This is a genomic window from Planktothrix sp. PLAVEN19ND (genome assembly GCF_057220675.1).
The window spans coordinates 3828416-3853174 of sequence record NZ_CM170132.1 but is presented as its reverse complement, the minus strand read 5'-3'; the positions used below and the strand labels follow the sequence as shown (position 1 = coordinate 3853174).

The following is a 24759-nucleotide window of genomic DNA, read 5'->3' as shown; positions in this document are numbered from 1 at the left end:
CCGTCTAGGGGGGCAGGGGAGGCAGGGGGAGCAGGGGGAGCAGGGGGAGCAGAGCCCTGCTAATATAAATGTTTTCCAGGTAAGTTAACTAAAAAAGTTCACCTTACCTGAAAAACCAGATATTAAGTAATCTAACGGGCTAGGAGGGATTCGAACCCCCGACACCGTGGTCCGTAGCCACGTGCTCTAGTCCACTGAGCTACAAGCCCCCGTCAGTTCAGCACAACAATCTCAAAAATTAGCTTTTTTTGACTGCTTTATTAGCATAACACATTTTTTCCAAATGGCAAACATTTTTTTTTCAGAATCCGCCGATCGCCTTTCCCACCTGGATGAAACCGGAGAAGCAAGGATGGTGGATGTGTCCGAGAAGGAGGTTACTCGTCGTCAGGCGATCGCCGGGGGACAAGTCAGGATGTTAAGCACCACCTTTGACGCCATTGAAGCCGGAAACGCACCCAAAGGGGATGTTTTAAGCACAGCAAAACTGGCGGGAATCATGGCGGCCAAACAAACGGCCCAATTAATCCCCCTGTGTCATCCCTTACCCCTGGGCAAAATTGATGTCCAAATTATTCCCGATCCCGAATTACCCGGGTATCAAATTCGAGCCCAAGTGATTACCAAAGCAGAAACCGGGGTAGAAATGGAAGCCTTAACCGCCGTTTCCGTGGCGGCTTTGACCCTCTATGACATGGCCAAAGCCTTGGAAAAATCCATTGTGATTGAGTCAATTCGCCTGTTGAGTAAAACCGGAGGAAAATCCGGGGACTACCAACAACAGATAGAAGTCAATCCCAGTTAAGCCTAAAATGGAATAGAAATGCTTGGGAATTAATTGTCTATGCCTCCTCGTTGGCCCCGTCAACCTGACCGGAAAGATCCAGACTATCGTCGTTTGGATGATCGGGTGAATTTTGCCACCCATGTTGCTATTTTTGCCACGATTAATTCGGGTTTATGGTTTTTCCATAATCTGCAATCCACGGACTGGTCTTGGTTAACTGGATTTACTCTAATTTGGTTATCTGCGATCGCCCTTCATGGTATTTATATTTTTGCGATCGCCGACTATTCTCCCGTCACCCCCGATCAATAACATTTGAGTTAACCATTAATCGTTAACCCTTAACTATTTAGGAGTTTAATCATGTCTGTTTTAGATACCAAAACCCTGGAAAAATTAGCCGCTGAAATTGGAGAAAATATCTATATTGATATTGCTAAATGGCATCTGTATTTATCGGATGCCCATTTGCATACACAATTAGCCGAACAACTTTATCCCCTCTTGGAGCAGGGAGACTTTACCGAAAGTGAAGTTCAACAGGTCTTGCAAAAAGTTTATGTCAATTTAGGGGGAGGAAAACAGACGACCTCCTTAGTGAATTTAATTCCCAATGCAGGAATTCAAGACCTGGTAAGAATTTTAAAAGACTTCCAAGAAGACCTGTAAACTTTGTTGTGAGGCGTTCACGCCTCCCTCAAATTCCCATGATCTACACTTAGACATCCTCACCGCCGTAAAACGGACGGTGATTCCTAAAAGGACGGGGTTTCAAACCCAATTTTCTGATGATTGAACTTTACTACTGGTGTTCCCTTTGAACAACAACAGCAAAATTTAGAAGATTTTCCCCACTTAAAAGCTTGGTTTAATCGAATTCAGTCCCGTCCAGCAGTGATCCGGGCTTATGAAAAAGGAAAAGCCTATGCTTCCGGTAAAAAAATGACCGATGAAGCTAAAAAAATCCTGTTGGGTCAAAGTGCAAAAACCCTGGAAAATTAGGATTCAAAAAATTAGAAAAACCGGGTTTTGAAAGTTAATAAACCCGGCTTTTAAACGAGTAAAAAACACCGCTATCAACTAACGCAATAGGGTTTTAAAGAGTTTAATGCCATCGGTATTTCCTAACATGGGATCGGAGGCTCTTTCGGGATGGGGCATCATACCTAAAACGTTACCTTGACGGTTACAGATTCCCGCAATATTATTTAAAGATCCATTAGGATTTTCTTCGGGTTTGGGAGTTTTATCAGTTCCATAACGGAATAAAACCTGGTGATTTGCTTCTAATTCTTCTAGGGTTTTTTCATCGGCATAATAACAGCCTTCCCCGTGGGCAATGGGTAAATTAATCACTTCTCCCACTTCATATTCAGAAGTCCAGGGAATATTCTGATTAATTACTGTTAAAGGGGCAGACTCACAAATAAAGTGTAAATCCCGATTTCTGACTAATGCTCCGGGTAATAATCCCGCTTCAGTTAATACCTGAAATCCATTACAAATTCCCAGAACAAATTTCCCTTGGTTGGCGTGTTCAATTGTTGAACGCATGATCGGAGAAAAACGCGCGATCGCCCCACAGCGCAAGTAATCCCCGTAACTAAATCCCCCCGGAATTACTACCACATCAATATCCGATAAATCCGTATCTTCATGCCAAATCATCCGGGTTGGTTGTCCTAATAATCCTTGAGTGACCCAAGCCACATCTCGATCGCAATTAGAACCCGGAAAAACAATAACCCCAAATTTCATAGTGTATTTATGTAGTAAATTAGTGATAGAAAGAAGTTGATCAAAAAATGTTTTTAGTTAATTTTTGATCAACCCAAATGTTCATCAACTTAACGAGTAACAGCCACAACTTCCGTCAGATCAAATCGATAAATTTCAATCACGGGATTAGCTAACAACTGATCACAAATCTGGTCAAGTTGACTTTTTGCTTCGGTTTCATCCGTTGCTGAAAGGGTCATTTCAATATATTTACCAATCCGCACCTGTTCAACATTGTCATATCCCAGATGTTGAATACCAGATTTCACCGCCACGCCTTGAGGATCAAGAACAGAAGGACGGAGGGTAATATAAATTCTAGCTTGGTAGTGATGGGTCACAACAATCCCTACTTTAATGGCACAGTATTAATTATCCCTCAAAGATTGAAAAAAAGAACCTGTAAGTCTAATTTTCCGTCAGTATGGTTTGAATGGAGTGCATTAATTGTAGGAGAAACTTAAAATGAAATTACGCCATGTAACATTGATGGGATGGGTTTTCAGCCTGGTTTTAGCCCTTGCGCCCAGTGCTGGAGCGAATCTACAGCAAATCAGCCCCGGAGCTCCTGTCTCCCTCTCAGGAACCTCTGGGGGGCCTGTAAATAGTCAGGACTGTGGGTTTATTGCCCAAACTCCGAATCACGTTATTCAGGTTACTGATGATTTACCCTATTGGCGAATTATGGTGACTACATCGGGCTCACCGACCCTATTAATTGATGGCCCCACCGGACGTTATTGTATGTTACCCGAAGGTTCTGCCAATAGCGGTGTTTTACAGTATTCGGGTTATGGAGTTAAGGGAAATTATAACATTTATATTGGCGATCGTCAACAGGGTCAAAACCCTTATCGACTATCAATTTCTGATCAAAAATAATAGTTGAGATTGGGATAAATTAATCGAATTTTGATTAATTTATCGGAATTTGTACTTCACTATATTTGAGGTTCTCAGGTGTCATGGGAGAATTATAAAACAACCGTCGGGGAGAACCCACAATTTCGTATTCAGGATGTTGTTTTAACCAATTTTTTAACCGTTGTAAATTAACTTGATAACTCTCCCAACTATAAGCTCCTTGAATTCCAATACTCAGGACTTTCATGGTAGGAGTATCCGTTATATTGACATCGGATTGTATTTGTTGAGGGGTAATTTCAGGATGGGAATAGAGAAAAGAAACCTCGGCTTGATTCTGACAATCAGATTCCTGTAAATACCGAGCTTCCACCGGAGTTGTCATCGCAATATTATTACTGCTAATATGTTGAAATAGGGGATTAAATGCCTGGCGAGTGGCTTGAGTTAAATCCCCTTGATGGACATAGGTTACCCCTCGATAGGCGGGATATTGTTTAACTTCAATTACCCCAATGGGAGTCGGTGGTGGAAATCCTTCTGGAAAAGTAGCCATAGATTAGGGAAGGGGTAGTGGGTAATAGGTAAGGGGTAAGGGGTAAGGGGTAATAGGTAATATTTAAGAGGAAAGTTTGATCAATAAACTGGCAACTTTTGCTCCTAAACTTTCTACATCCTGCTGTTGTTTGGGATCTTTCAAACTGCCATCGGGATTAAACACTTCAAAGGCTTGGGAAATAGACTTTTGTTGAGGAATAACTAACACCCCAATACTTTCTAAAATAGCCCGAACATGAACTAACCCGCGCATTCCTCCAAACCCTCCAGGGGAGGTGCTCATAATTGCTGCAATTTTATTATTAAAACAGGCTAATCCGGGTAAATTAGGTTCGGGACGGGATGCCCAATCAATGGCATTTTTTAATAACGGTGTAATCGAACTATTATACTCAGGACAGGCAATTAATAATCCTTGATGGGCTAACATTAAATCTTTAAATTCACGAACAGCCGCCGGAATTCCCTGTTGAGCTTCTAAATCTTCATCAAATAAGGGCATCGGGAAATCCCGTAAATCAATATAGGTGACTTCCGCCCCGGCTGTTTTGGCCCCGGCGGCGGCGATTTGGACTAACTTTTTATTAAAGGATGCTTCCTTTGCGCTTCCAGCAAAGGCGAGAATTTTGGGGGAATTTGCCATAATGGTATCGGTGATTATTTTTGAGTATTATTATAAGTTAAAGCCAGGGAATTTGTCGAACTTGCTCCTGGAAAAACCGGGCAAAAATCCGATAATTGTTGCAGATGAGTTAGGGTAATTTCGGGTTTATCTCGGTACATGGTCACCTGTCCACTAATATAAACATAGCCCCGTCCTAACCCCGTATATCGTTTATTAATTAAATGAACGATAGGAGCATATTTATTATCACTAGCTTCAGGAATCCATAATTTCAAACTCCGGTCTTTTGTTCCCGTATGAATAATCCCACTATTCCCAATCCATTTAGTAATTCCCTCCTGTAAATCACAAAAAATAGTAATGGATTGTTGCTTCATCGCGGCTAATAATATTTTAGGATAATCTAAACGTACGGATAACACGCCATTCGGTTGTCCATAGCGACGAAAATCATCCACAATCGAAGCTCGTAACGACCACCAAGGCATTAGAATTGTATAGTTTCTAAACGCACTACTTTCGTTAGTTTGGCGATTCCAAATCATGCGATTATGGGCTTGAGCTTCCGCTTCAGCCAGCATCATTTCTTGATGATATAATCGAGATGATCCATATTTAATAAAATAAGGACTCCAACCTTCCTTAATTAATTTTAAATTATAATTTTCTCCTTGTTTATGAACACAACAAATTAATCGTCCGTGATGATCTCGATATTTTTCTAAGCATACTTCTACAGGTTCATTGCTATCAAATTCAATATCGACTTTTGTTAAAAAACCATGTTCATTCATAAAATATTGCCGCGCCATTTCTGATGCCGCAATTCCCGCATTGGTTCGAGGTTTAGAATCATGGTTAAGTATTTCTTCGGTGTCCACACAATCGAGTCTTAAAAATTCTCGCTTATCATTGAGTAACACCTTGATTGTGTCCCCATCCACAACTCTTGTGACTTGTAAGTTCTTAATCCGAGTTCCCACAATATTTGATTGTCCTTTTCGTGATAAATGATACCGTTTATTTTGATACTGGCATTAATCGTCGTCGCCATAATACCATAGTGGGTTAAAATTGCATCCTAAACATTGATTAAGATGGAACTTATTAGGTATAATTATTAAAGATGAATAATCCTAACCTGATTTTACAGGTTGTTTTTTACAAATCTGAAGAAGAAGGAATATTATCATAATTAGGTAAAAAATTCAACTTTTAATTTTTTTTAGAATCCCATAAATAATAGTGATAGCCAATTAATTAAAGCGACTATTTTTGTTTTAAAACCACTAATGTGATATCATCAAATACCTTCTGATTGCCAATAAATTGTCGAAGATCATCAATCACAGACTGACGAATATCTGGGGCAGAAAGATGTCGATTTTTGACCACAATTTGACAGATTTTTTCTAACCCATATAGCTCTTGATTAATATTTTCGGCTTCCGTAATTCCATCGGTATATAAAATGATAATATCTTGGCTATTTAATTGGACTGTTGTTTGAGCAATAAAATCAGCGATTTCTGCATCTAAACCAATGGGAAATCCTAAATCAATCGTATCAAATTTTTCCACAACACCATCGGCTCGCACGACAATCATTTCCTCATGTTGTCCGCTTAATTTCACCACACCATCAGCATAATCTATAATGGCTAAGGTCATATTTTTATCGGAGTTCATCCGTTCAATATTACCATAAAGGGTGCGGTTGAGGATATCTAAAAAGCGCACTGGATCGGTTTCGTTACTTTCTTTTAGAGCGCGTACTGCGGTTTGTGCCATTAGCATTAATACACCACTTTCTAAACCGTGTCCTGTGACATCACCGATCGCGATCTTCACCCCATGCTCACTCAATAAAACATCATAATAATCGCCCCCTACTTCATCGGCTGGTTCCATATATCCAGCAATATCTAAACCCTCGATCGCGTCTAATTCTGCGGGTTTGGGTAACACCATTTCTTGTAATTTTTTCGCCACATCTAACTCCGCACTCAGGCGCAAATTTTCCTCTTGCAATTTTTCGTTAAGGGCACTAATTTCTTGATTAGCTTCGGCTAATTGGGCGGTGCGTTCGACCACTTTATTTTCTAAGGTTTGGTAGAGACGGGCATTTTCTAGCGCGATCGCGGCTTGTCCTGATAATAATTTAATCACTTCTAATCGGTCGGGTGTAAAAGCTCCAGTCGTGAGGTTATTTTCCAGATAAACAATGCCAATTAATTGACCTTGATTGAGCAAAGGGGTACATAAAATTGATTGAGGTTGATGGGTGATAATATAAGGATCATTAACAAAATTACCCTCTTTGGTGGCATCTTTTAAAACCACATCTTCCTTCAGTCTGGCTACATAATTGACGAGGGTAACAGGTAAGTGATTTTCCAGGGGAATTGATTGTAATGCTGTGATGTTATCATCATTGACAACTCCCGAGGCTTCAATCAGTAATTGTCCCTGAGTTTCTAAGACTAAATAACCTGATTGAGCTCCGGCATTTTGGATGATAATTTTCATCAAAGATACCAGTAATTGATCTAAGACAATTTCCCCAGAAATGGCTTGAGATGCTTTCATCACTGTCGCTAAATCTAAAGTATCGCCGGAGTCAACCCCACTTGATTTGCGGGTAGTTCTTGTTCCTTTAATCAGGGGAGTAGTTGACGTTAAAGTTAATAATTGCGGGTATTTTTTCTCTAAGTCTTTAACTTTAGCCGTAGCACCCCAGAGAGTATACGCGTAGTGGGCTGACTGCATATAATCTTTGGCAATTTTTTCTTTGCCCCAATTTAGGTAAAATTTAGCCGCGAGTTCATTAGCCAGTGCTTCTTCTTGGATAAATTGATTTTCTTTAGCTCCTGAGATAGCGCGATCGTAAAGATCCATTGCTTCTAATTTTTGTCTAAAAACCCGACATTTTTCTGCTTCCACTAAATCAAATTTATGCTGAAAATTCATCGGAGCATGATTCGCCCATTTTTGCATTTTTTCCTGATTAGCTTGCACTTTATTCAACAGACAATCTTGTTCTGCATTCGGAACAAATGGATATATGATTAACCGCACCAAAGAATCATAGAAATGGAACACGGATTCCACTAAAAATGCTGTCACTCCATCTAAATAGTTGGCCGCGTCCATCGTATGTTCTAAAGCTTGCTGATCATCTCCAAACAAATAACAGAGGATGAGTTTATTGACATAAAAATAGTGCAATCCCGTTCGATCATTCGCTTGCTTAAGCATTGGTAAAGATGTCTGCTCATTATATGCTGCACCCAGTAAATAACAAGGATTGTTAGAAGTTTCCAACAAATTAAGAACTGTCTGCTGAAATATTTGATTCCAAATTAAAGCATTATTTTGCTTAAGTTGGGCCAGGGAATGACTTGTGATTGCCATTTCCCTCGCAAGTTCTGTCAGTTCCTGACCGATAAAATATGAATATTGGCCTTTTTGCATGGCAGCATAGCCACCATATTCCAAGTGTCCATTTTCCAGTCCGCTTTGATATCCTTCTGATAAAAGAGATAGGGTTTCTTTTGCATGAACTTTGCCATGAACTGTACAAGAACCAGCTATAAAATTAATTTCAGTTTTAAATTCTAAAGCATTTAATTTATTTACCAAAATTAAAGCTAAATTTCCAAAATTATAACCCGAATCAATCTCTAACAATACTCCCTTTAGGATGACTCCATAAGAGGCATAACCATAAGGAGAAAACAAAGAATTACCATGTTTAACAGATAGAGTAACCAGTGATAATACAATCAAAGGAAACAGTGTAGGAGCTGCTTGATAGGTAGAAGAACCCATACTTGATAAGATACGCATAATTGCTAAGTGATCGGGATCTGTTGCTAAAGGAAGATTGAGTAAATCATCTATAGTTTTCCCATTTAAACAAGTATTTGTTTCTAAAAGTGCTTGCTGAATATCCAACGGTGTCGGAGATTTAGGCAAACTAATTCCCATTAAATTTAGCACTTCTAGCCCAACTTTTACGGCTTCTAATTGTTGGGATTTAGCCATACTAGTTTGAATTTTTACCTCATAAATTTTTACTTTTTCAAGCATAGTTTTTGCCTGTTTAAGCACAACTTCTGCCCATTTTTCCATCTCCTCATAATTGCCGTTAAGGTATGCTGCTTCTACCGCTTCTGAGTACAAGGATAGAGTGAGGTGATACTGACTCTGCCAACTATCTGCACTTAGGAGTTTTATCCCCAAATTTAAGTATTCAACTGCGGCATTATAAGCTGTAGCAATCTTAGCTTTTTTACCTGCTAATAGATTCAATTTAGCTAGGGCATCTCTCTCGGATTTTGTGGTAATTAGCTCCTTCCCTAAATTCAGATTATTGACAATCTCAAATATTTTTTCTTCTCTCTGTTGTTCAGACAATTTTTCTAATAGTTGTTTACCAATTTTTAAATGTGTTTCCGGTTTTTCTAATTCAGGAATCAAGGTATATGCCGCTTGTTGGACGCGATCGTGAATAAATTTATAGTTCGGTAATTCATAATTAGGAGTTTTTAATAAAGCTAATTCGATATTTTCTCTCGTATCTAATGGCATGACCAAATTCTCTGAGACAGCCCTATCAAGACTATCAATAATATTTCTTAACCCGGTTGACTCAACTGCGCTCACCAGAGGTAAATCGAATTGATTACCGATCGCGGCTCCTATTTTTAAAATATCTTGAGTTTCTGGGGGCAATCTTTTGATTTTACCTGTCATTAATTCTACGACATTATCGGTAAAATCTCGCTTTTCAATATCATCTAAATCCCAATCCCAACTCAAAGATATGCGATTGAATTTCAACAATTCTTCTGTATAAAGTGATCGCAAAAACTCATTAATAAAAAACGGATTACCCCCCGTTTTTAACAAGACTAATTGCGCTAAAGATTTAACCTTTTCTGGAGTAGTTTTTAGCGCATCCCTGATCAATTCTGAAATGGTCACTAAATCTAAAGGTGAGAGGAAAACCCGCTCAATAATCGCCCCATTTTTGGCAATTTCATCTAGGGTTAATATTAAGGGATGGGCGGGAGAAACCTCATTATCTCGATAGGCTCCCATTAAAAATAATCCCTGTACATCACCACTCATTAATAATTGTATTAATTTTAATGATGCACCATCAGCCCATTGTAAATCATCTAAAAATAAGGCTAAAGGATGTTCGGGTTGAGTAAAAACTTTAATAAAGTTCTGAAAGACAAAATTAAAACGGTTTTGGGATTCATTCGCCCCTAATTCGGGTACCGCAGGCTGTTTACCAATGATTAATTCTAGTTCGGGAATGACATCAATAATAACTTTACCATTTACTCCTAAACTAGCTAGTATTTTTGCTTGCCATTTATTCAGTTCTACTTCTGTTTCAGTTAACAAGTTTCTGATTAATTCTCCTAATGCTTTAACTACCGCACTATAGGGAATATTTCGCTGAAATTGGTCAAATTTTCCGGCAATAAAATAACCTCTTTTTTCTGTAATCGGTTTATAAATTTCTTTCACTAAAGCTGTTTTTCCGATGCCAGAATATCCAGCAATTAATATTAATTCAGAACCCCTAAAGTCTTTATTAGCAAGGAGTGAAGATGGACTACTAACTCGCTCAAAAGCTGTTAATAAAGTTGTGATCTCGAATTCTCTCCCATATAATTTTTGAGGGATTTGAAATTTATCGGAAATATCTTGAGTCGCTAAAGTAAAATTATCTATATTTCCCGTGGATTGTAATTTTTGTAAACAATTTTCTAAATCTGCTTTTAATCCCCAAGCACTTTGATAGCGATCTTCGGCATTTTTCGCCATTAATTTCATCACAATATTGGCTAGTACCGGAGGAATTAATGGGTTAATTTCTGAGGGTAATATAGGTTGTTTCGCAATATGACAATGGACTAATTCTAAATCATCCTCTGTTTCAAAAGGCAGTTTTCCAGTTAACATTTCATAAAACGTGACTCCCAAGGAATAAAAATCAGTACGATAGTCTAAACTTCGGTTCATCCGCCCGGTTTGTTCAGGGGAAATATAGGGTAACGTTCCCTCTAATACGTTGGGATTTCTTAAGGTGGGATTTTCTCTAGTTAAGCGCGTAGAAATCCCTAAATCAATAATTTTTAATTGTTGGGTTTGGGGGTTAAGTACGATATTGGCAGGGTTAATATCTTTATGGATAATATTGGCAAAGTGAATTTGTCCTAAACTTGTAGAAATTTTAATCGCAATTGACAGAAATTCTCCTAAACTAAACTGATGATGTTGTCTCAATATTTTCAAAGATTCGCCCCCGAAATCTTCGACAAACATGACAAAAGCATTCTGATATTTTTCTAAACCGTAGGCTTTAACGACACCTTCCTGGTTCAGAGTGCGAGTCAGTTCATATTCTTGTTTATAGCGAGTCAGTTCCGCAGGGGTAGGATAATCTTGTTTGAGGACTTTGAGGATCACTCTTTGGTTATCAGTCTCGCGAATAGCGCGATAGACTGCTGAATTAGCACTTTCATAGATTGCAGTGAAAGTCTGGTAGCCATCAATTTTTAGCATTTTTGGTTTTTCCCCTTAACGGATAACTAATAACGATCTAATTAATTATAATCCCTAACCAGAGGTTCTATTAAATCAATAATTTGCTCAAATTGAAATTGACGCACCATTTTAGTTAAGATTTTAGCGAAAGAAGTTTCTGTTTCGGGAATTTCTGGGATTAATCTCATAATTTGCTGATCATCTGCTTCCAGAACGGCTTGATATAATTTGAGTAGCCATTCTTGGGGCATGATTTGGAATTGTTCTGTAGTTAGTTGGGATAATTCATTTATTTCTTCTCCTGTTTGGCTATTTCCATCTGTCATATCTTCATAAATATATTTAACTCCTAAATGCTTTCTTAATATTTCAAAAATTGTATATTCTTTAAAGGGTTTTCTCATAAAATCATCACATCCTGCTGATAAAGTGATCGCTTTTTCTTCTTCTAAGACACTGGCAGTTAAAGCAATAATCGCGGTAGTATTACCTTGAGTCGTTGACTTAATATATTTAGTGGCTTCATAACCATCCATAACAGGCATTCTCATATCCATAAAAATTAAGTGAGGTTGCCATTGCTCCCAAATAGTAATAGCTTCTTGTCCATTACTTGCTTCTTTCACATCAAATCCTAAAGGTAAAAGTAACTTTATTAATAATTGGCAATTAATCGCTTTATCATCTACCGTCAAGATTTTGTAAGTCGGTTGTTCGGGTGCTAGTTTTAATACTTTTTGCTGTGAAATATTCTGATTATTAATAGTTTCTTGACCTAATTTTACGTTAATCAAAAATTGAAAAGTTGTGCCTTTTCCTAATTCACTTTCTACCGTAATATCTCCCCCCATTAACTGCACAAATTGACGACTAATTACTAATCCTAATCCTGTTCCTTCTTGGGCTTCTCGTCCCGATTCTGTTTGCGAAAATGCCTCGAATAAGTTAGTTAATTCTGCTTCAGAAATTCCTGTTCCTGTGTCGCTAATTGTAAAATTTAAAATATAATTTTGATTGTCTTGATTTTCCTGTCTATTAACCATTAAAATTACTTCACCTTTCTGAGTAAATTTAATGGCATTCCCTAATAAATTTAATAAAACTTGACGTAATTTTACCCCATCAGCATAAAGATAACGAGGTAGCTTTTCTCCCCGCACAAAAATTAATTCTAAACCCGCATTAAACGCCCTTAAATGTAACATATCTTCCAAATCATCTAATAATTGATAGAGGTCAAAATCCTTTTGATTCAGAGTCGTTTTTTGAGCTTCAATTTTAGAAAAATCCAACACATTATTAATTAATGTTAATAAATATTCTCCACTACGATGAATAATACCAGCATTTTCATAGTGTTCAGAGGGTATGTTTTTTGTGCGTAAAATTAATTGGGAAAAACCAAGAATTGCGTTTAATGGACTCCGCAATTCATGGCTCATATTGGCAATAAATGTACTTTTTGCTTGATTGGCTATTTCCGCCTTTTCCTTAGCAATAACTAACTCTGCTGTGCGTTCTTCTACTCGATTTTCTAAAGTTTCAAAAGATGTTTGTAACTGAATTGCCATACTATTAAATGAATTGGCAAGAGTTGATATTTCTGTAATACTTTTAGTTTCTATTAGATCATTTTTTTGATCAGAATTTTTCCATTCTCCTAATGCTAAAGTCTTACTTGCTTGACTTAATTGTAAAATTGGTTTAGTAATCCATCGAGCCGTGAGGATACCAATTATTGTAGCAACAACAAGAGTTAGACCACAAAATACAATTGTCAAATAGGCATTTTCCTGAATATGTTCTATAAAGTCAGATTCAGGAACAACAATAACTGTGAGCCAGTTTAAATTTTGTTTGTTCACTGGAAGAACCTGCACAAAATATTTCTGACCCTCCACTAATAAATTAAATTTTTGATTTTTTTGAATGTCTTGTAGTTTAAAGTGATCTGTTAAATATTGGGAGGTTAATCGAATGAGTTTATTTTTACTAGCTGTTGCTTTTAAGCGGCGGGAACTAACATTAAGATTTTGAGATAACTCACTTTTAGCAGTAGTTATAAATGGTACTTCATTAATGGAATTGGCAATCATTTGTCCTTGTTTATCTATTAAAAATGCTTGTCCTGTGTTCCCAATTTTTAGATGTTGGAGAAAATCCCCAAACTGAATCAGATATAGAATTGAAGCAAGTATCCCTTGAAATTCTCCCTCGTTATTATAAAATGGGAGATGATAGCCAATACCCAAAATTGGGTGGTCTTTTCCCCGTGATAAACTGACAAAAATTTGCCAATTTCCAGTTTTAGCCTTCTTTGCTTCACCATACCAAGGCTTACCTTTAGGGGGGTCATTATGAGGATTATAGTCAGTTCTAATCTGTAGTAACTGATGAGTTTTACCTGTAAGATCTGCTCGGTAACGATAGAAGTTTTTGCTTTTTGAACCATTCAAAATTCTCACGGTAAGTTCAGTAGATGTATGTCGTGAAACTTCTAAAAAGTCTTTCTGTTCGTTAGCAATCATCAGACCCCTGACTCTCGGAAAAATTTGTAATTGCTGGGCAAAATGTGTTTGTACTCTTGGTAAATTTTGGTAATCTAAAATTCCTTGACGGATGAGAGAAGCATTAGTTTGAACAACTTGTTCGGGTGCATCGAGATAGCTGTTTAAGTTTTGTTCAATGCGATCGCCGATTTCTGACATCAAAGATGTTGCCATATCTTCCACCGCTTTTTGTCCACTGCGATAGGAGAGAAAACCGACTAATCCTACTGCGCCCACAATTTGCAAAACAAAAGGGACAATTAGTAATAATCTCAGGGGAATTTGTCGAGATTTTGGGGTTTTATGGGCGCGATCGCTATTAATCATTCAGTAATCAGGAATATTATTTATAAAAATTATCAATTATCACTTGTCCATTGTCAATTGTCCACTGTTATGTTAAAGGTTCTATTAAATCAATAATTTGCTCAAATTGAAATTGACGCACCATTTTAGTCAAGCTTTTAGCAAAAGAAGCTTCTGTTTCGGGAATTTCTGAGATTAATCTCCTGATTTGCTGATCATCTGCTTCGAGAACTGCTTGATATAATCTGAGCACCCATTCTTGGGGCATTACTTGTAATTGTTCTGTAGTTAGTCGGGGTAATTCATTAATTTCTCCTCCTATTTGACTATTCCTATCTGTCATATTTTCATAAATATATTTGACTCCTAAATGCTTTGTTAATCTTTCAAAAATTGTAGATTCTTTAAAGGGTTTACGCATAAAATCATCACATCCAGCCGACAAAATAATCGCTTTTTCTTCTTCTAAAACACTGGCAGTTAAAGCAATAATCGCGGTCGCATTACCTTGAGTAGTTGACTTAATATATTTAGTGGTTTCATAACCATCCATGACAGGCATTCTCATATCCATGAATATTAAGTGAGGTTGCCATTCTTGCCAAATCGCTATAGCTTCAATTCCATTACTCGCTTGTTTCACTTCAAATCCTAAAGGTGAAAGTAATTTTATTAATAATTGGCAATTAATCGCTTTATCATCTACCGTCAAGATTTTATAAGTCGGTTGTTCGGGTGCTAGTGCTAATACCCGTCGGGGATTAATTTGTTCAATTTGAGTTGATTCTTGACCTAATTGTACCGGAATTGAAAATTGAAAATTTGTGCCTTTTCCTAATTCACTCTCTACCGTAATATCTCCCCCCATTAACTGCACAAATTGACGACTAATTACTAATCCTAATCCTGTTCCTTCTTGGGTTTCTCGTCCTGATTCGGTTTGGGAAAATGCCTGGAATAAGTTAGTTAATTCTGCTGATGAAATGCCCTTTCCTGTATCTTTGACAGTAAATTTTAAAGAGTGATTCCCCTTAATCTCCTCTTGCTCCCCCTTTACTAAGGGGGGTTGGGGGGGATCGTATCCAACACTTAAAATAACTTCACCTTTTGATGTAAATTTAATCGCATTCCCTAATAAATTTAATAAAACTTGACGTAATTTTACGCCATCAGCATAAATATAACGCGGTAGATTTTCTCCACGCACAAAAATCAATTCTAATCCCGCATTAACTGCCCTTAAATGTAACATATCTTCCAAATCATCTAACAATTGATAAAGGTCAAAATCCTTGTGATTCAGAGTAGTTTTTTGAGCTTCAATTTTTGCAAAATCTAGGACATTATTAATTAAAGTTAATAAATATTCTCCACTTCTTTGAATAATTCCCGCATTTTCGTATTGTTCAGAAGGTAGATTTTTTGCGCGTAACATTAATTGAGAAAAACCAAGAATTGCATTTAAAGGCGATCGCAATTCATGGCTCATATTCGCAATAAAGGTACTTTTGGCTTGATTCGCCACTTCTGATTTTTCCTTAGCAATTACTAATTCTGCTGTTCTTTCTTGTACTCGATTTTCTAAGGTTTCAAAAGCATTTTGCAACTGATGAGCCATACTCTTAAAAGATTTAGCTAGAGTTGATATTTCTGTAATACTTTTAGTTTCTATTAGATCATTTTTTTGATCGAAATTTTGCCATTCTTCTAATGCTAAAGCCTCACTTGCTTGACTTAATCGTAAAATCGGTTTAGTAATCCATCGAGCCGTGAGGATACCAATTATTGTGGCAACAACAAGAGTTAGACCACACAAGACAATTGTTAAATGGGCATTTTCCTGAATATGTTCCATGAAGTCAGATTCAGCAATAACAATAACGGTTAGCAAGTTTAAATTTTGTTTGTTTACAGGTAAAACTTGCACAAAATATTTCTGACCACTTACTGACAAATTAAGTTTTTGAATTGTTTGAATATCTTGTAGTTGAAAATGATCTGTTAAATATTGAGAGGTTAAGCGAATCAGTTGATTTTTACTAGCTGTGGCTTTTAATCGGCGGGAACTCGCATTAACATTTTGAGATAATTCACTTTTAGGAGTCGTTATAAATGGTACTTCATTAATGGAATTAGCAATCATTTGTCCTTGTTGATCGATCAAAAATACTTGTCCTGTATTCCCAATTTTTAAATGTTGAAGAAAGTCTCCAAACTTTGTTAGATATAGACTAGAACCAAGTACCCCTTGAAATTGTCCCTGTGCATCTTCAAATGGCAAATTATAAGTTGCAGCCAGAAGCGGGTGATTTTTTCCCTGTGATAAATTGACAAAAATGCCCCAAGTTCCTATCTTGGCTTCCTTTGCCGCACCATACCAAGGCTTCCCTCCGGGGGGGTCATTATGGGGATTATAGTCAGTTCTAATCTGTAGTAATTGATGAATTTTACCTGTGAGATCTGCTCGGTAACGATAGAAGTTTTTGCTTTTTGAAGTATCTAAGATTCTTACATTAAGTTGATCAGATCTGTATCGTGAAACTTCTATATAGTCTTTTGTTTCATTAGCAATTTTCACCGTACTCACACTAGAAAAAATTTGCAATTGCTGGGCAAAGTGTATTTGTAGTCTTGGTAAATTTTGGTAATCTAAAATTCTTTGCCGGATGAGAGAAGCATTAGTTTGAACAACTTGTTCGGGTGCTTTGAGATAGCTATTTAAGTTTTGTTCAATGCGATCGCCGATTTCTGCCATTAAAGATGTTGCTATATCTTCTACGGCTTCTTGTCCACTACGATAGGAAAGATAACCGACTAATCCTACTGCGCCCACAATTTGCAAAACAAAAGGGACAATTAGTAATAATCTTAGGGGAATTTGTTGAGATTTTTGGGATTTTGAGGTGCGATCGCTACTCATCATTTTGATAAATTTTAAATATAATAAAAAATCCCTGGTTTACCAGGGAAGATCACAAAATTAACACTGATCACTGGTACGGGCGGGTTCTTTTATATCTGTTGTTAATCACCTAAATCTCGATGAACCCGCCCCTACAAATGATTACGCCCCACCGCGCAATTTTTCTAATACACTCCGATCCTGTAACGTAGAGGTATCTCCGGTAATTTCCTGACCCGACGCCAGCGATCGCAATAACCGCCGCATAATCTTCCCAGACCGGGTTTTGGGTAAATCATCCGTAAACCGAATTTCCCCGGGACGGGCTAAGGCCCCAATTTCACCGACAACGTGCTTTTTCAATTCCTTGGCCAACTCCTCCGAGGCTTCCTTGCCTTCCTCCAAAGTAACAAAAGCCACAATCTCCTCACCCTTAATCTCATCAGGTTTTCCAACCACCGCCGCCTCAGCCACCGCCGGATGGGACACCAAAGCTGACTCAATTTCCATCGTCCCTAAACGGTGTCCTGACACATTGATCACGTCATCCACCCGACCCATGACCCAGAAATATCCATCCCGGTCTTGATGGGCTCCATCCCCGGCAAAATAGAGGGGTATACCGTCTTTGGGTTTCAAATATTCCCAATAGGTGCGCCGGAAGCGGTCGGGATCACCATATATCGTCCGCATCATTCCTGGCCAGGGATAGCGCACCACCAAATACCCGCCACTGTCATCGGTCACGGGTTGACCTTCGGTGTCCACCACATCCGCTAAAATCCCAGGGAAGGGTAAGGTGGCCGAACCAGGTTTGGTGGGGGTCGCCCCGGGTAAGGGGGTAATCATAAATCCGCCCGTTTCTGTTTGCCACCAAGTATCGACAATCGGGCATTGACCGTTCCCAATCACCCGTTGATACCACATCCAAGCTTCCGGGTTAATGGGTTCTCCCACGGTTCCTAAGAGCCGTAGAGACGATAAATTGCGGGACTTGGGATGATGTTCTCCCATTTTCATAAATGACCGAATGGCGGTGGGGGCGGTATAGAAAATCGTTACCCCGTATTTTTCCACCACATCCCAGAAACAACCTGGGTTAGAGGCCCTCGGAGCCCCCTCATACATGAGGGTTGTCGCCCCATTGGATAACGGCCCATAGACAATATAACTGTGTCCGGTGATCCAACCGACATCGGCCGTACACCAATAGACATCGGTATCCTGTAAGTCAAAGGCCCATTTATTGGTAATGTGGGTGTAGAGGTTATACCCGCCCGTGGTGTGGACAACGCCCTTGGGTTTGCCCGTTGTCCCACTGGTATACAGGATGAACAGCATATCCTCACTATCCATCGGCTCGGCGGGACAGTCGGCGGAAACCCCCTGTCTGAGATCATGCCACCAATGATCCCGTCCCGGTTCCATATTAATTTTTTGGTTAGTTCTCTGTACCACTAAAACGTTATCAACGCAGGTCGCCCCCGCTTCAATGGCCTTATCCACCTGTTCTTTTAAGGGGACAATGGCATCTTTGCGCCATCCCCCATCGGCGGTAATTACTAATTTAGCTTCCGCATCCACTAACCGATCTTTTAAGGCTTCTCCACTAAACCCGCCAAAGACAACGGTATGGGGCGCGCCAATGCGGGCACAGGCTAACATGGCAATGGCGGCTTCGGGTATCATGGGCATATAGATGCCAATGCGATCGCCTTTTTGCACTCCTAACTGTTTGAGAACGTTTGCCATTTGACAGACTTCTCGATGCAGTTGCAAATAGGTTAAAGTTCGGGTATCGCCAGGTTCTCCTTCCCAAATTAAGGCGGCTTTATTTTTCCGCCAAGTGGTTAAATGCCGATCTAAACAATTATAGGAAATATTAATTTTGCCATTCACAAACCATTTGGCAAAAGGGGGTTGCCAGTCTAAAACCTGATCCCATTTTTGAAACCAATGGAGTTCTGTTTCCGCTAGTTCTGCCCAAAATGCTTCGGGGTTAGCTTTGGCTTTTTCATAGAGTTGTTTGTACTCCTCTAAACTTTTAATATGAGCATTCTGGGAAAACTCTGGTGTGGGTTGAAACAACCGATTTTCTTGCAGAATCGATTCTATCGTAGGTTGTGACATAATCAGTAATCAGTCATCAGGGATCAGTTATCAGTGTAAGAGTTAAGAGTTAAGGGTTAAGAATAGGCTTGATAATTCTTAACTTTATTGATTACTGATTAGGCTGCATAGGCATTTATAGCTTATAATTTAGCGAACGAGGACGCTGGCACTGCTTATATATAAAGATTTTTCAATCATAAACTTAGACGCTTAACCGCTTACTGATTACTGTTTACTGATTACTAATTATGGAAATGATTGGTCAACTCTTAGATCGAAGATACCGAATTGTTCAAGTCCTTAGTTCAGGAGCTTTTGGACAAACCTATCTGGCTGCGGATACCCGACGTCCGGGTCATCCCCAATGTGTGGTGAAACAATTGCGACCGCCTAATAATAATTCTAATACTTTAAAGACGGCATTGCGATTATTTCGCCAAGAAGCAGAAATTTTAGAACGGTTAGGAAAACATGATCAAATTCCGCAGTTGTTGGCTTATTTTGAGGATCATGATCAATTTTATTTAATTGAAGAATTTGTGAGTGGACAGCCTTTAATGAAAGAGTTAGTCCCTGGGGTTCCTTGGTCAGAAGAACAGGTGATTTTATTAATCGAAGATATTTTAGAAATTTTAGTATTTGTGCATGAGAATCAAGTTATTCATCGGGATGTCAACCCCTCTAATTTAATCCGTCGTAAATCCGATCAAAAATTAGTATTAATTGATTTTGGTTCTGTCAAAGAAGTCAGTAGCAGACTAGCTGATGGTAATGGTCAAGGATTACGAACCATTGCCACGGGAACCCCTTTTTATATGCCGATTGAACAGTTCCAAGGTCATCCCCAATATAATAGTGATATTTATGCGGTGGGGATGATTGCGATTCAAGCGATTACCGGGTTAGAAGCCTCGGATTTACCGAAATTACAAGACCCGAGTTTATCGAGTACCGGGGAACCGAGTTGGCGCAATTATAGCAAAGCTAGTCCAGGGTTAGCCCAGGTTATTGATCAGATGGTACATCCTTATTATAGCAAACGCTATCTGACTGTAATTGATGTCTTAGATGATTTAAGAAAGGCAACTGGACGTTCAGGATTTAATATTAATAAGTTAAAAAATTTTCCTATTTATCAAGAAGAAAAAACTCCGATTTCCTGGCCTAAAATAGTAGCAATTACCACAACTGGATTAGTCGGTTTAATCGTGATTTTTGGATTGCTGCAAGTTTTAAATCGTCCCGATCCCATCAAAGCCGAAAATTCTTTAAAAAGAGGTGTAGAAAAAGTCAATCAAGGTGATCCAAAAGGTGCAATTCGAGCCTTTAATCAATCCATTAAATTTAATCCAAATAATCCCGAGGCCTATCATAAACGCGCCAATGCTCACTATGATTTGAAGGAATATAAAGAAGCCTTGGCCGATTATACCAAAGCCATCGAACTCAATCCTAACTATGTTAATGCTTATTTTAACCGGGGTTTAACCCGTTATGATACCTCGGATTTATCGGGGGCTTTAGCTGATTTTAACCAAGTCTTAAAACAAGAACCACAGGACGGAGAGGCTTTCTATAAACGCGGTTTAATCCATTATGACCTAGAAGATTATACCGCCGCTATTGGAGATTATAATACGGTTTTACGACTACAACCCAAACAAGCCAAAGTCTATCGCGCTAGAGGGACTGCATTGGTGAAATCAGGAGATTTACAATCAGGAATGGCCGATTATACCGAAGCGATTCACCTAGAACCTAAGAACCCGATCGGATATTATGATCGAGGTCGGGCTAGATTTCATTTAGGGGATTATCAAGGGGCTTTAGCGGATTATAATACCGTCTTGCAACTTGATCCGAATAATTCGGAAGCCTATGCTAATCGTTGTAGCGTTTATATTAATTTATGGGACTATAATCAAGCGATTAAAGATTGCACGGAAGCGATTAATAGAACTCCCAATGAAGTCGCCTATAATAATCGTTGTATTGCTAATTTGAATTTAAAAGATTATCCCAAAGCGATTGCAGATTGCTCAAAAGCTATTGAAATTAAAGGAGATGATTATAAAGCTTATGGTAATCGAGGATTAGCCCGTTCATCCGCCCAGGATTATCAAGGGGCAATTGCCGACTATACCCAAGGAATTAATATTAATCCCAATGATGCTGAAGCCTACGGAAATCGCGCCCAAGTCCATGTTACCATGAAGAATTATGATAAAGCGATCGCCGATTATGCCCAAGCAATTCGTCTGAAACCAAACTATGCGGCGGCCTATTATGGACGGGGATTAATTAGAATTGAAATCGGCGATAAAAGCGGTGCAATTAGTGATTTTGAACAGGCGGGAAAACTCTATTTGGAACAAGGCTTAACCGGGGGTTATAAAGATGCCCAGTTCCAAATTAAACGCCTACAATCCGGGGGGTAATTGAGTTTATCTGCCAATTCTATTTTTAAAACCAGAGGCTTTAAATTGTTTGAGTTGCAGGGGAGGTTCCAGATTAGAAGGAATCGAAATTCTAAATTCAAAATCACTAATTCCAGGAGGAACTGTATCAATATTGCCTAACCTTCCTCGATTTTGCATCACGGGGTTGTTAGTCGCATCATAAATCCGACCAAAAATATCCGCATCCACAACAACTTTTCCCGATGTATTATTCGCTTTTCCGGTAATAATAAAACAGTTGGCATCTTGACTAGAACCACTCGATACCGCCCCTTCAGATAATTCAGGAGGACAGTCTTTGTAACTTAAATCTTGCAGTTGAATCGGAATTAATGCCCAAGCTGGGGGAGTCCAAAAACTTGTAATTAAAACCCAGAAACAAGCGCAAACAATAACGGGTAAAATTCTAAATTTCATGGAAATTTTGAGTTATTTTATATGTAGATATTGTTGGAGAGACTGACCCATGATCTCAATCGGAGCAGGTTGCTTTAACCACAATTCTAAGGCGGCGGCTCCCTGCTGCACTAACATGGGCAGTCCATTTAAAATCATCGCACCTCTGGCAGCCGCTAAAGTCAAAAATTGGGTGGTTTCAGGAACATAAATTAAATCATAGGCGATCGCACCTAGTTTAATTTTGTCCATCACCGACACCTCCACGGGAGACTCTCCAACATTCGGGTACATTCCCACAGGGGTTGTATTCACCAGGAGGTCAGCTTGGGGAAGGAGACTCGATAATTGCTCCCAGGTACAGGTTTTGACCGCTACCGAGAGGGGGGACTTGATCCAACTCTGTTGAAACGTTGCTAATCTCTGGGGGTCACGACCGACCACATAAATTTCCCCGATCCCTAACTGGGCACATCCAGCCACCACCGCCCGCGCCGCCCCGCCATATCCCAGGATTACGGCTACTTGATCATGCCAATGTTGATGATACACCTCTAGGGGAGTCAGAAAACCCACAACATCGGTATTTGTGCCACTCCAACCCTTTTGAGTCCGCCAGACAGTATTCACCGCCCCGACGGACTGAGCCAAGGTGGTCACCTCCGATAAAAAGGGTAAAATTGCTTGTTTGTGGGGAATAGTAATATTAAATCCCTGAATTCCAATGGCAGCAAATCCCTCCATAGCGACCTTTAAATCTTGGGGAGAAATGGCAAAGGGGAGGTAAACATAATCTACTCCCAAATGGGCGATCGCGGCATTGTGCATCACTGGTGAAAGGGAATGTTCAATCGGATCACCGATTACTCCTAATAGTTTGGTTGTTCCTTTAATCATCTTTTCTCCTGTTTAATCAATTCTTGCCATTCTAAAATGATAGGAGAAGGAAGAATTAGAGTGTGTTTTTTACCCTCTAATGGTAAATGTAGCTTCACCTGTTCTGTTGAGGAGAGTTGAGGCAAAACTTCCTTGAGGTTATATTCACCAACATTAGGGGCAGGTGCGTTTTTAGCTAATTGATCCTCAGCTTGAAATAGTCTTCCTTGACGAGTCATAATTTCTAACCCTTGAGGATGAAGAAATGCAGCCTGATTCGGAAATCCCACTAAACGTAAATTAATGGTGTCAATCTGATCATTCTTGACTCGTTTAAACAGAACAACTTGCCAAGCACTCCCTGTTTCATCTCGTAAGCTATGACGGGATTGATACAACATTTGTCCGGGGGCTTCTTGTTGTTGCCCGATAGTCGCGTTGGCTGGTTCTAGGATGAAAAATTGGCTTCCTAAGATTAAGAACAACAAAGTCATCGGGATGACTACGATTTTGGTTAATAATCTCAACATCATTCCTCTCCTTGCAAATCATTAAAAATCAAAAATAGCTAGACAAAGCCCAGCTAAAATTCGTACAATCGGTTTAATCCATCTAAATCCGCGATCAAAATTCCTGAGCCTCTGCCAAAATCGGGTTAATATCATACCAAAAATGTTGGGCTTGGTGATATTCAAACACCCATAAACTTCTTAATAGGGTTTGATATTCCATTTGACCACTTAATTTTTTAGTCAGTGCTACTTGACGTAACATTTCTCTTTCATCGGCTTCAATAGCTAAGGTTAATTGATGGCGACGTTGTAAAATCACTTCCTCTAAGGATTGTCTAGTTAATGGAGGATCTTCTCTTTGTAAACAGCTATATAACAAAATTAGTAAACTCCGAACATGACCGCCACTAATTGTACAAAGTCGATCTAAAGTGTCAGGAGTGTCAAAAATACTTGTTACTAAGTCTGGATATTCTTTCGGATCAATACCCGGAAAAGCTCGAGCCATTACCATTTGGCGTAATAGTTCAATTCCTGGTTCACAGGGTGTACCGTCTTCAAATTTTACCGTAACCATGGGTAAGGTTTTCGGATCGCTCCCAAAGCGATTCATTAGTTGTCCTAAATTATTAGAAAAAATTAAACCGAGGGGAATAGTATAAACAACATGACAATTTAGTTTATTTAGTTGTTCACCCCGATCAATAAATAAATATTCCGGTTGCGGGCGTCCGGTACTATTTTGGGTATCAAGAATCCGGTCTAAATTATCAACAATGACGACTAATCCCTTTTTTCCCATTTGTTTCAATTGTTGGATTGATGGTTCCAATAATTCTTTATTTATCGCCTCTAAAATATTATTAGTTCGAGGTTCTAAATATTGACGCAATAAAGACCTTAAATCTCGACTATCTTTGGTTTTAGCCGTAATATTTCCAATTCCCATTGACAGGGAAAACTCCCCTTCCGTACTGGCAGCTAACGTCCCAATTCCGGGGACATTAATATCTCCTTTTAAATCAATTTCTGTATTTAAAACTCCGATCACTCCACTGAGTAAACTTTTAAAGCCTTTAGGTTGTAATTTAATTTTCAGTAGTTCAATACTTTCACTAACTTGACGGGCGATCGCTAATAAAATATCGGTAATATCCACATCCGCCATATCTAAATCCTTACTCGACTCAAAATAAACGACATGGAATCCTTCTTGTTTGAGTTGAGCTTGAAGTCGGAGTAATTCCGTTGACTTTCCCGATCCAACATGACCTGTAAACAGTTGACAAGTGGGGCGATCGGGTGATAAACGAGTAATCGTTCGAGCAATTTGCTCAATCAGTTTCCCACCGCGTGCAGGAGAAAAATCGATATAATATTGTTTATCTTCTGGGTTTTCTACATTTAGCGTTAAAACCGGATTAGAAGCGTTAAAAAAACGAGATAAATCAAGTTCCATTGTTG

19 protein-coding genes and 1 tRNA gene are annotated in these 24759 nt (G+C 38.9%); 6 read left to right on the top strand and 14 right to left on the bottom strand.

The features are described 5' to 3' along the window. Window positions 1-135: 135 nt before the first annotated feature. A tRNA-Arg gene (locus AC2D3N_RS16580) sits at window positions 136-209 on the bottom strand. A gap of 74 nt (window positions 210-283) precedes the next feature. On the opposite strand from AC2D3N_RS16580, the gene moaC reads away from it, so the two are divergent. The 4 genes from moaC (at window position 284) to AC2D3N_RS16560 (ending at window position 1789) form a co-directional block, all read left to right on the top strand. Beyond that, on the top strand, window positions 284-805 hold the full coding sequence (moaC, locus tag AC2D3N_RS16575) for a cyclic pyranopterin monophosphate synthase MoaC (RefSeq protein WP_484691522.1): 522 nt from the start codon (window positions 284-286) through the stop codon (window positions 803-805). Between the two features lie 39 nt (window positions 806-844). Then, entirely contained in the window at window positions 845-1099 is a 255-nt protein-coding gene (locus AC2D3N_RS16570; protein WP_484691521.1) for a 2TM domain-containing protein, read from the top strand. A gap of 51 nt (window positions 1100-1150) precedes the next feature. After that, complete coding sequence (locus tag AC2D3N_RS16565) at window positions 1151-1456, top strand: DUF3181 family protein (protein WP_200816731.1); 306 nt, start codon at window positions 1151-1153, stop codon at window positions 1454-1456. Between the two features lie 123 nt (window positions 1457-1579). Then, on the top strand, window positions 1580-1789 hold the full coding sequence (locus AC2D3N_RS16560; RefSeq protein ID WP_079678231.1) for a glutathione S-transferase family protein: 210 nt from the start codon (window positions 1580-1582) through the stop codon (window positions 1787-1789). Between the two features lie 78 nt (window positions 1790-1867). On the opposite strand, the gene purQ is transcribed toward AC2D3N_RS16560, so the two are convergent. Then, complete coding sequence (gene purQ / locus AC2D3N_RS16555; protein ID WP_079678232.1) at window positions 1868-2545, bottom strand: phosphoribosylformylglycinamidine synthase subunit PurQ; 678 nt, start codon at window positions 2543-2545, stop codon at window positions 1868-1870. A gap of 89 nt (window positions 2546-2634) precedes the next feature. Beyond that, window positions 2635-2907 (bottom strand): phosphoribosylformylglycinamidine synthase subunit PurS, encoded by a 273-nt coding sequence (gene purS / locus AC2D3N_RS16550; protein ID WP_079678233.1) that lies wholly within the window; start codon window positions 2905-2907, stop codon window positions 2635-2637. Between the two features lie 124 nt (window positions 2908-3031). Between purS and AC2D3N_RS16545 the strand changes: the two genes are divergently transcribed. After that, the gene (locus AC2D3N_RS16545) at window positions 3032-3448 is read left to right on the top strand and encodes a hypothetical protein (protein ID WP_079678234.1); all 417 of its coding nucleotides are present in this window, start codon (window positions 3032-3034) and stop codon (window positions 3446-3448) included. A gap of 34 nt (window positions 3449-3482) precedes the next feature. Here AC2D3N_RS16545 and AC2D3N_RS16540 read toward each other — a convergent pair whose 3' ends face one another. The 7 genes from AC2D3N_RS16540 to acs form a co-directional block, all read right to left on the bottom strand. Then, window positions 3483-3986 (bottom strand): heme-binding protein, encoded by a 504-nt coding sequence (locus tag AC2D3N_RS16540; RefSeq protein ID WP_144017701.1) that lies wholly within the window; start codon window positions 3984-3986, stop codon window positions 3483-3485. A 63-nt stretch (window positions 3987-4049) separates the two neighbouring features. Then, window positions 4050-4631, bottom strand: a complete 582-nt coding sequence (locus AC2D3N_RS16535) for an NADPH-dependent FMN reductase (protein ID WP_144017702.1) — start codon at window positions 4629-4631, stop codon at window positions 4050-4052. A 14-nt stretch (window positions 4632-4645) separates the two neighbouring features. Continuing rightward, window positions 4646-5596: a thermonuclease family protein gene (locus tag AC2D3N_RS16530; protein ID WP_484691520.1), complete on the bottom strand. Its 951-nt coding sequence runs from the start codon at window positions 5594-5596 to the stop codon at window positions 4646-4648. 286 nt (window positions 5597-5882) lie between these two features. Beyond that, window positions 5883-11201, bottom strand: a complete 5319-nt coding sequence (locus AC2D3N_RS16525) for a SpoIIE family protein phosphatase (RefSeq protein ID WP_079678236.1) — start codon at window positions 11199-11201, stop codon at window positions 5883-5885. A gap of 41 nt (window positions 11202-11242) precedes the next feature. Continuing rightward, complete coding sequence (locus AC2D3N_RS16520) at window positions 11243-14059, bottom strand: hybrid sensor histidine kinase/response regulator (protein ID WP_144017703.1); 2817 nt, start codon at window positions 14057-14059, stop codon at window positions 11243-11245. A 67-nt stretch (window positions 14060-14126) separates the two neighbouring features. After that, window positions 14127-16961: an ATP-binding protein gene (locus AC2D3N_RS16515; RefSeq protein ID WP_484691519.1), complete on the bottom strand. Its 2835-nt coding sequence runs from the start codon at window positions 16959-16961 to the stop codon at window positions 14127-14129. 141 nt (window positions 16962-17102) lie between these two features. Beyond that, a complete protein-coding gene (gene acs / locus AC2D3N_RS16510; RefSeq protein ID WP_484691518.1) occupies window positions 17103-19070 on the bottom strand; it encodes an acetate--CoA ligase in 1968 nt (655 codons plus the stop codon). Between the two features lie 230 nt (window positions 19071-19300). On the opposite strand from acs, the gene AC2D3N_RS16505 reads away from it, so the two are divergent. Further along, complete coding sequence (locus tag AC2D3N_RS16505) at window positions 19301-21490, top strand: serine/threonine-protein kinase (protein ID WP_079678239.1); 2190 nt, start codon at window positions 19301-19303, stop codon at window positions 21488-21490. Between the two features lie 6 nt (window positions 21491-21496). On the opposite strand, the gene AC2D3N_RS16500 is transcribed toward AC2D3N_RS16505, so the two are convergent. The 4 genes from AC2D3N_RS16500 to AC2D3N_RS16485 form a co-directional block, all read right to left on the bottom strand. Next, on the bottom strand, window positions 21497-21928 hold the full coding sequence (locus tag AC2D3N_RS16500; protein WP_079678240.1) for a hypothetical protein: 432 nt from the start codon (window positions 21926-21928) through the stop codon (window positions 21497-21499). A 12-nt stretch (window positions 21929-21940) separates the two neighbouring features. After that, window positions 21941-22804 carry a shikimate dehydrogenase gene (locus AC2D3N_RS16495; RefSeq protein ID WP_484691517.1) on the bottom strand — a complete coding sequence of 288 codons (864 nt, stop codon included), beginning with the start codon at window positions 22802-22804 and terminating at the stop codon, window positions 21941-21943. Next, a complete protein-coding gene (locus AC2D3N_RS16490) occupies window positions 22801-23277 on the bottom strand; it encodes a DUF3122 domain-containing protein (RefSeq protein WP_234996649.1) in 477 nt (158 codons plus the stop codon). The genes AC2D3N_RS16495 and AC2D3N_RS16490 overlap by 4 nt, the downstream gene beginning before the upstream one ends. Before the next feature lie 130 nt (window positions 23278-23407). Then, complete coding sequence (locus AC2D3N_RS16485; RefSeq protein ID WP_079678243.1) at window positions 23408-24754, bottom strand: P-loop NTPase fold protein; 1347 nt, start codon at window positions 24752-24754, stop codon at window positions 23408-23410. Between the last annotated feature and the right edge of the window lie 5 nt (window positions 24755-24759).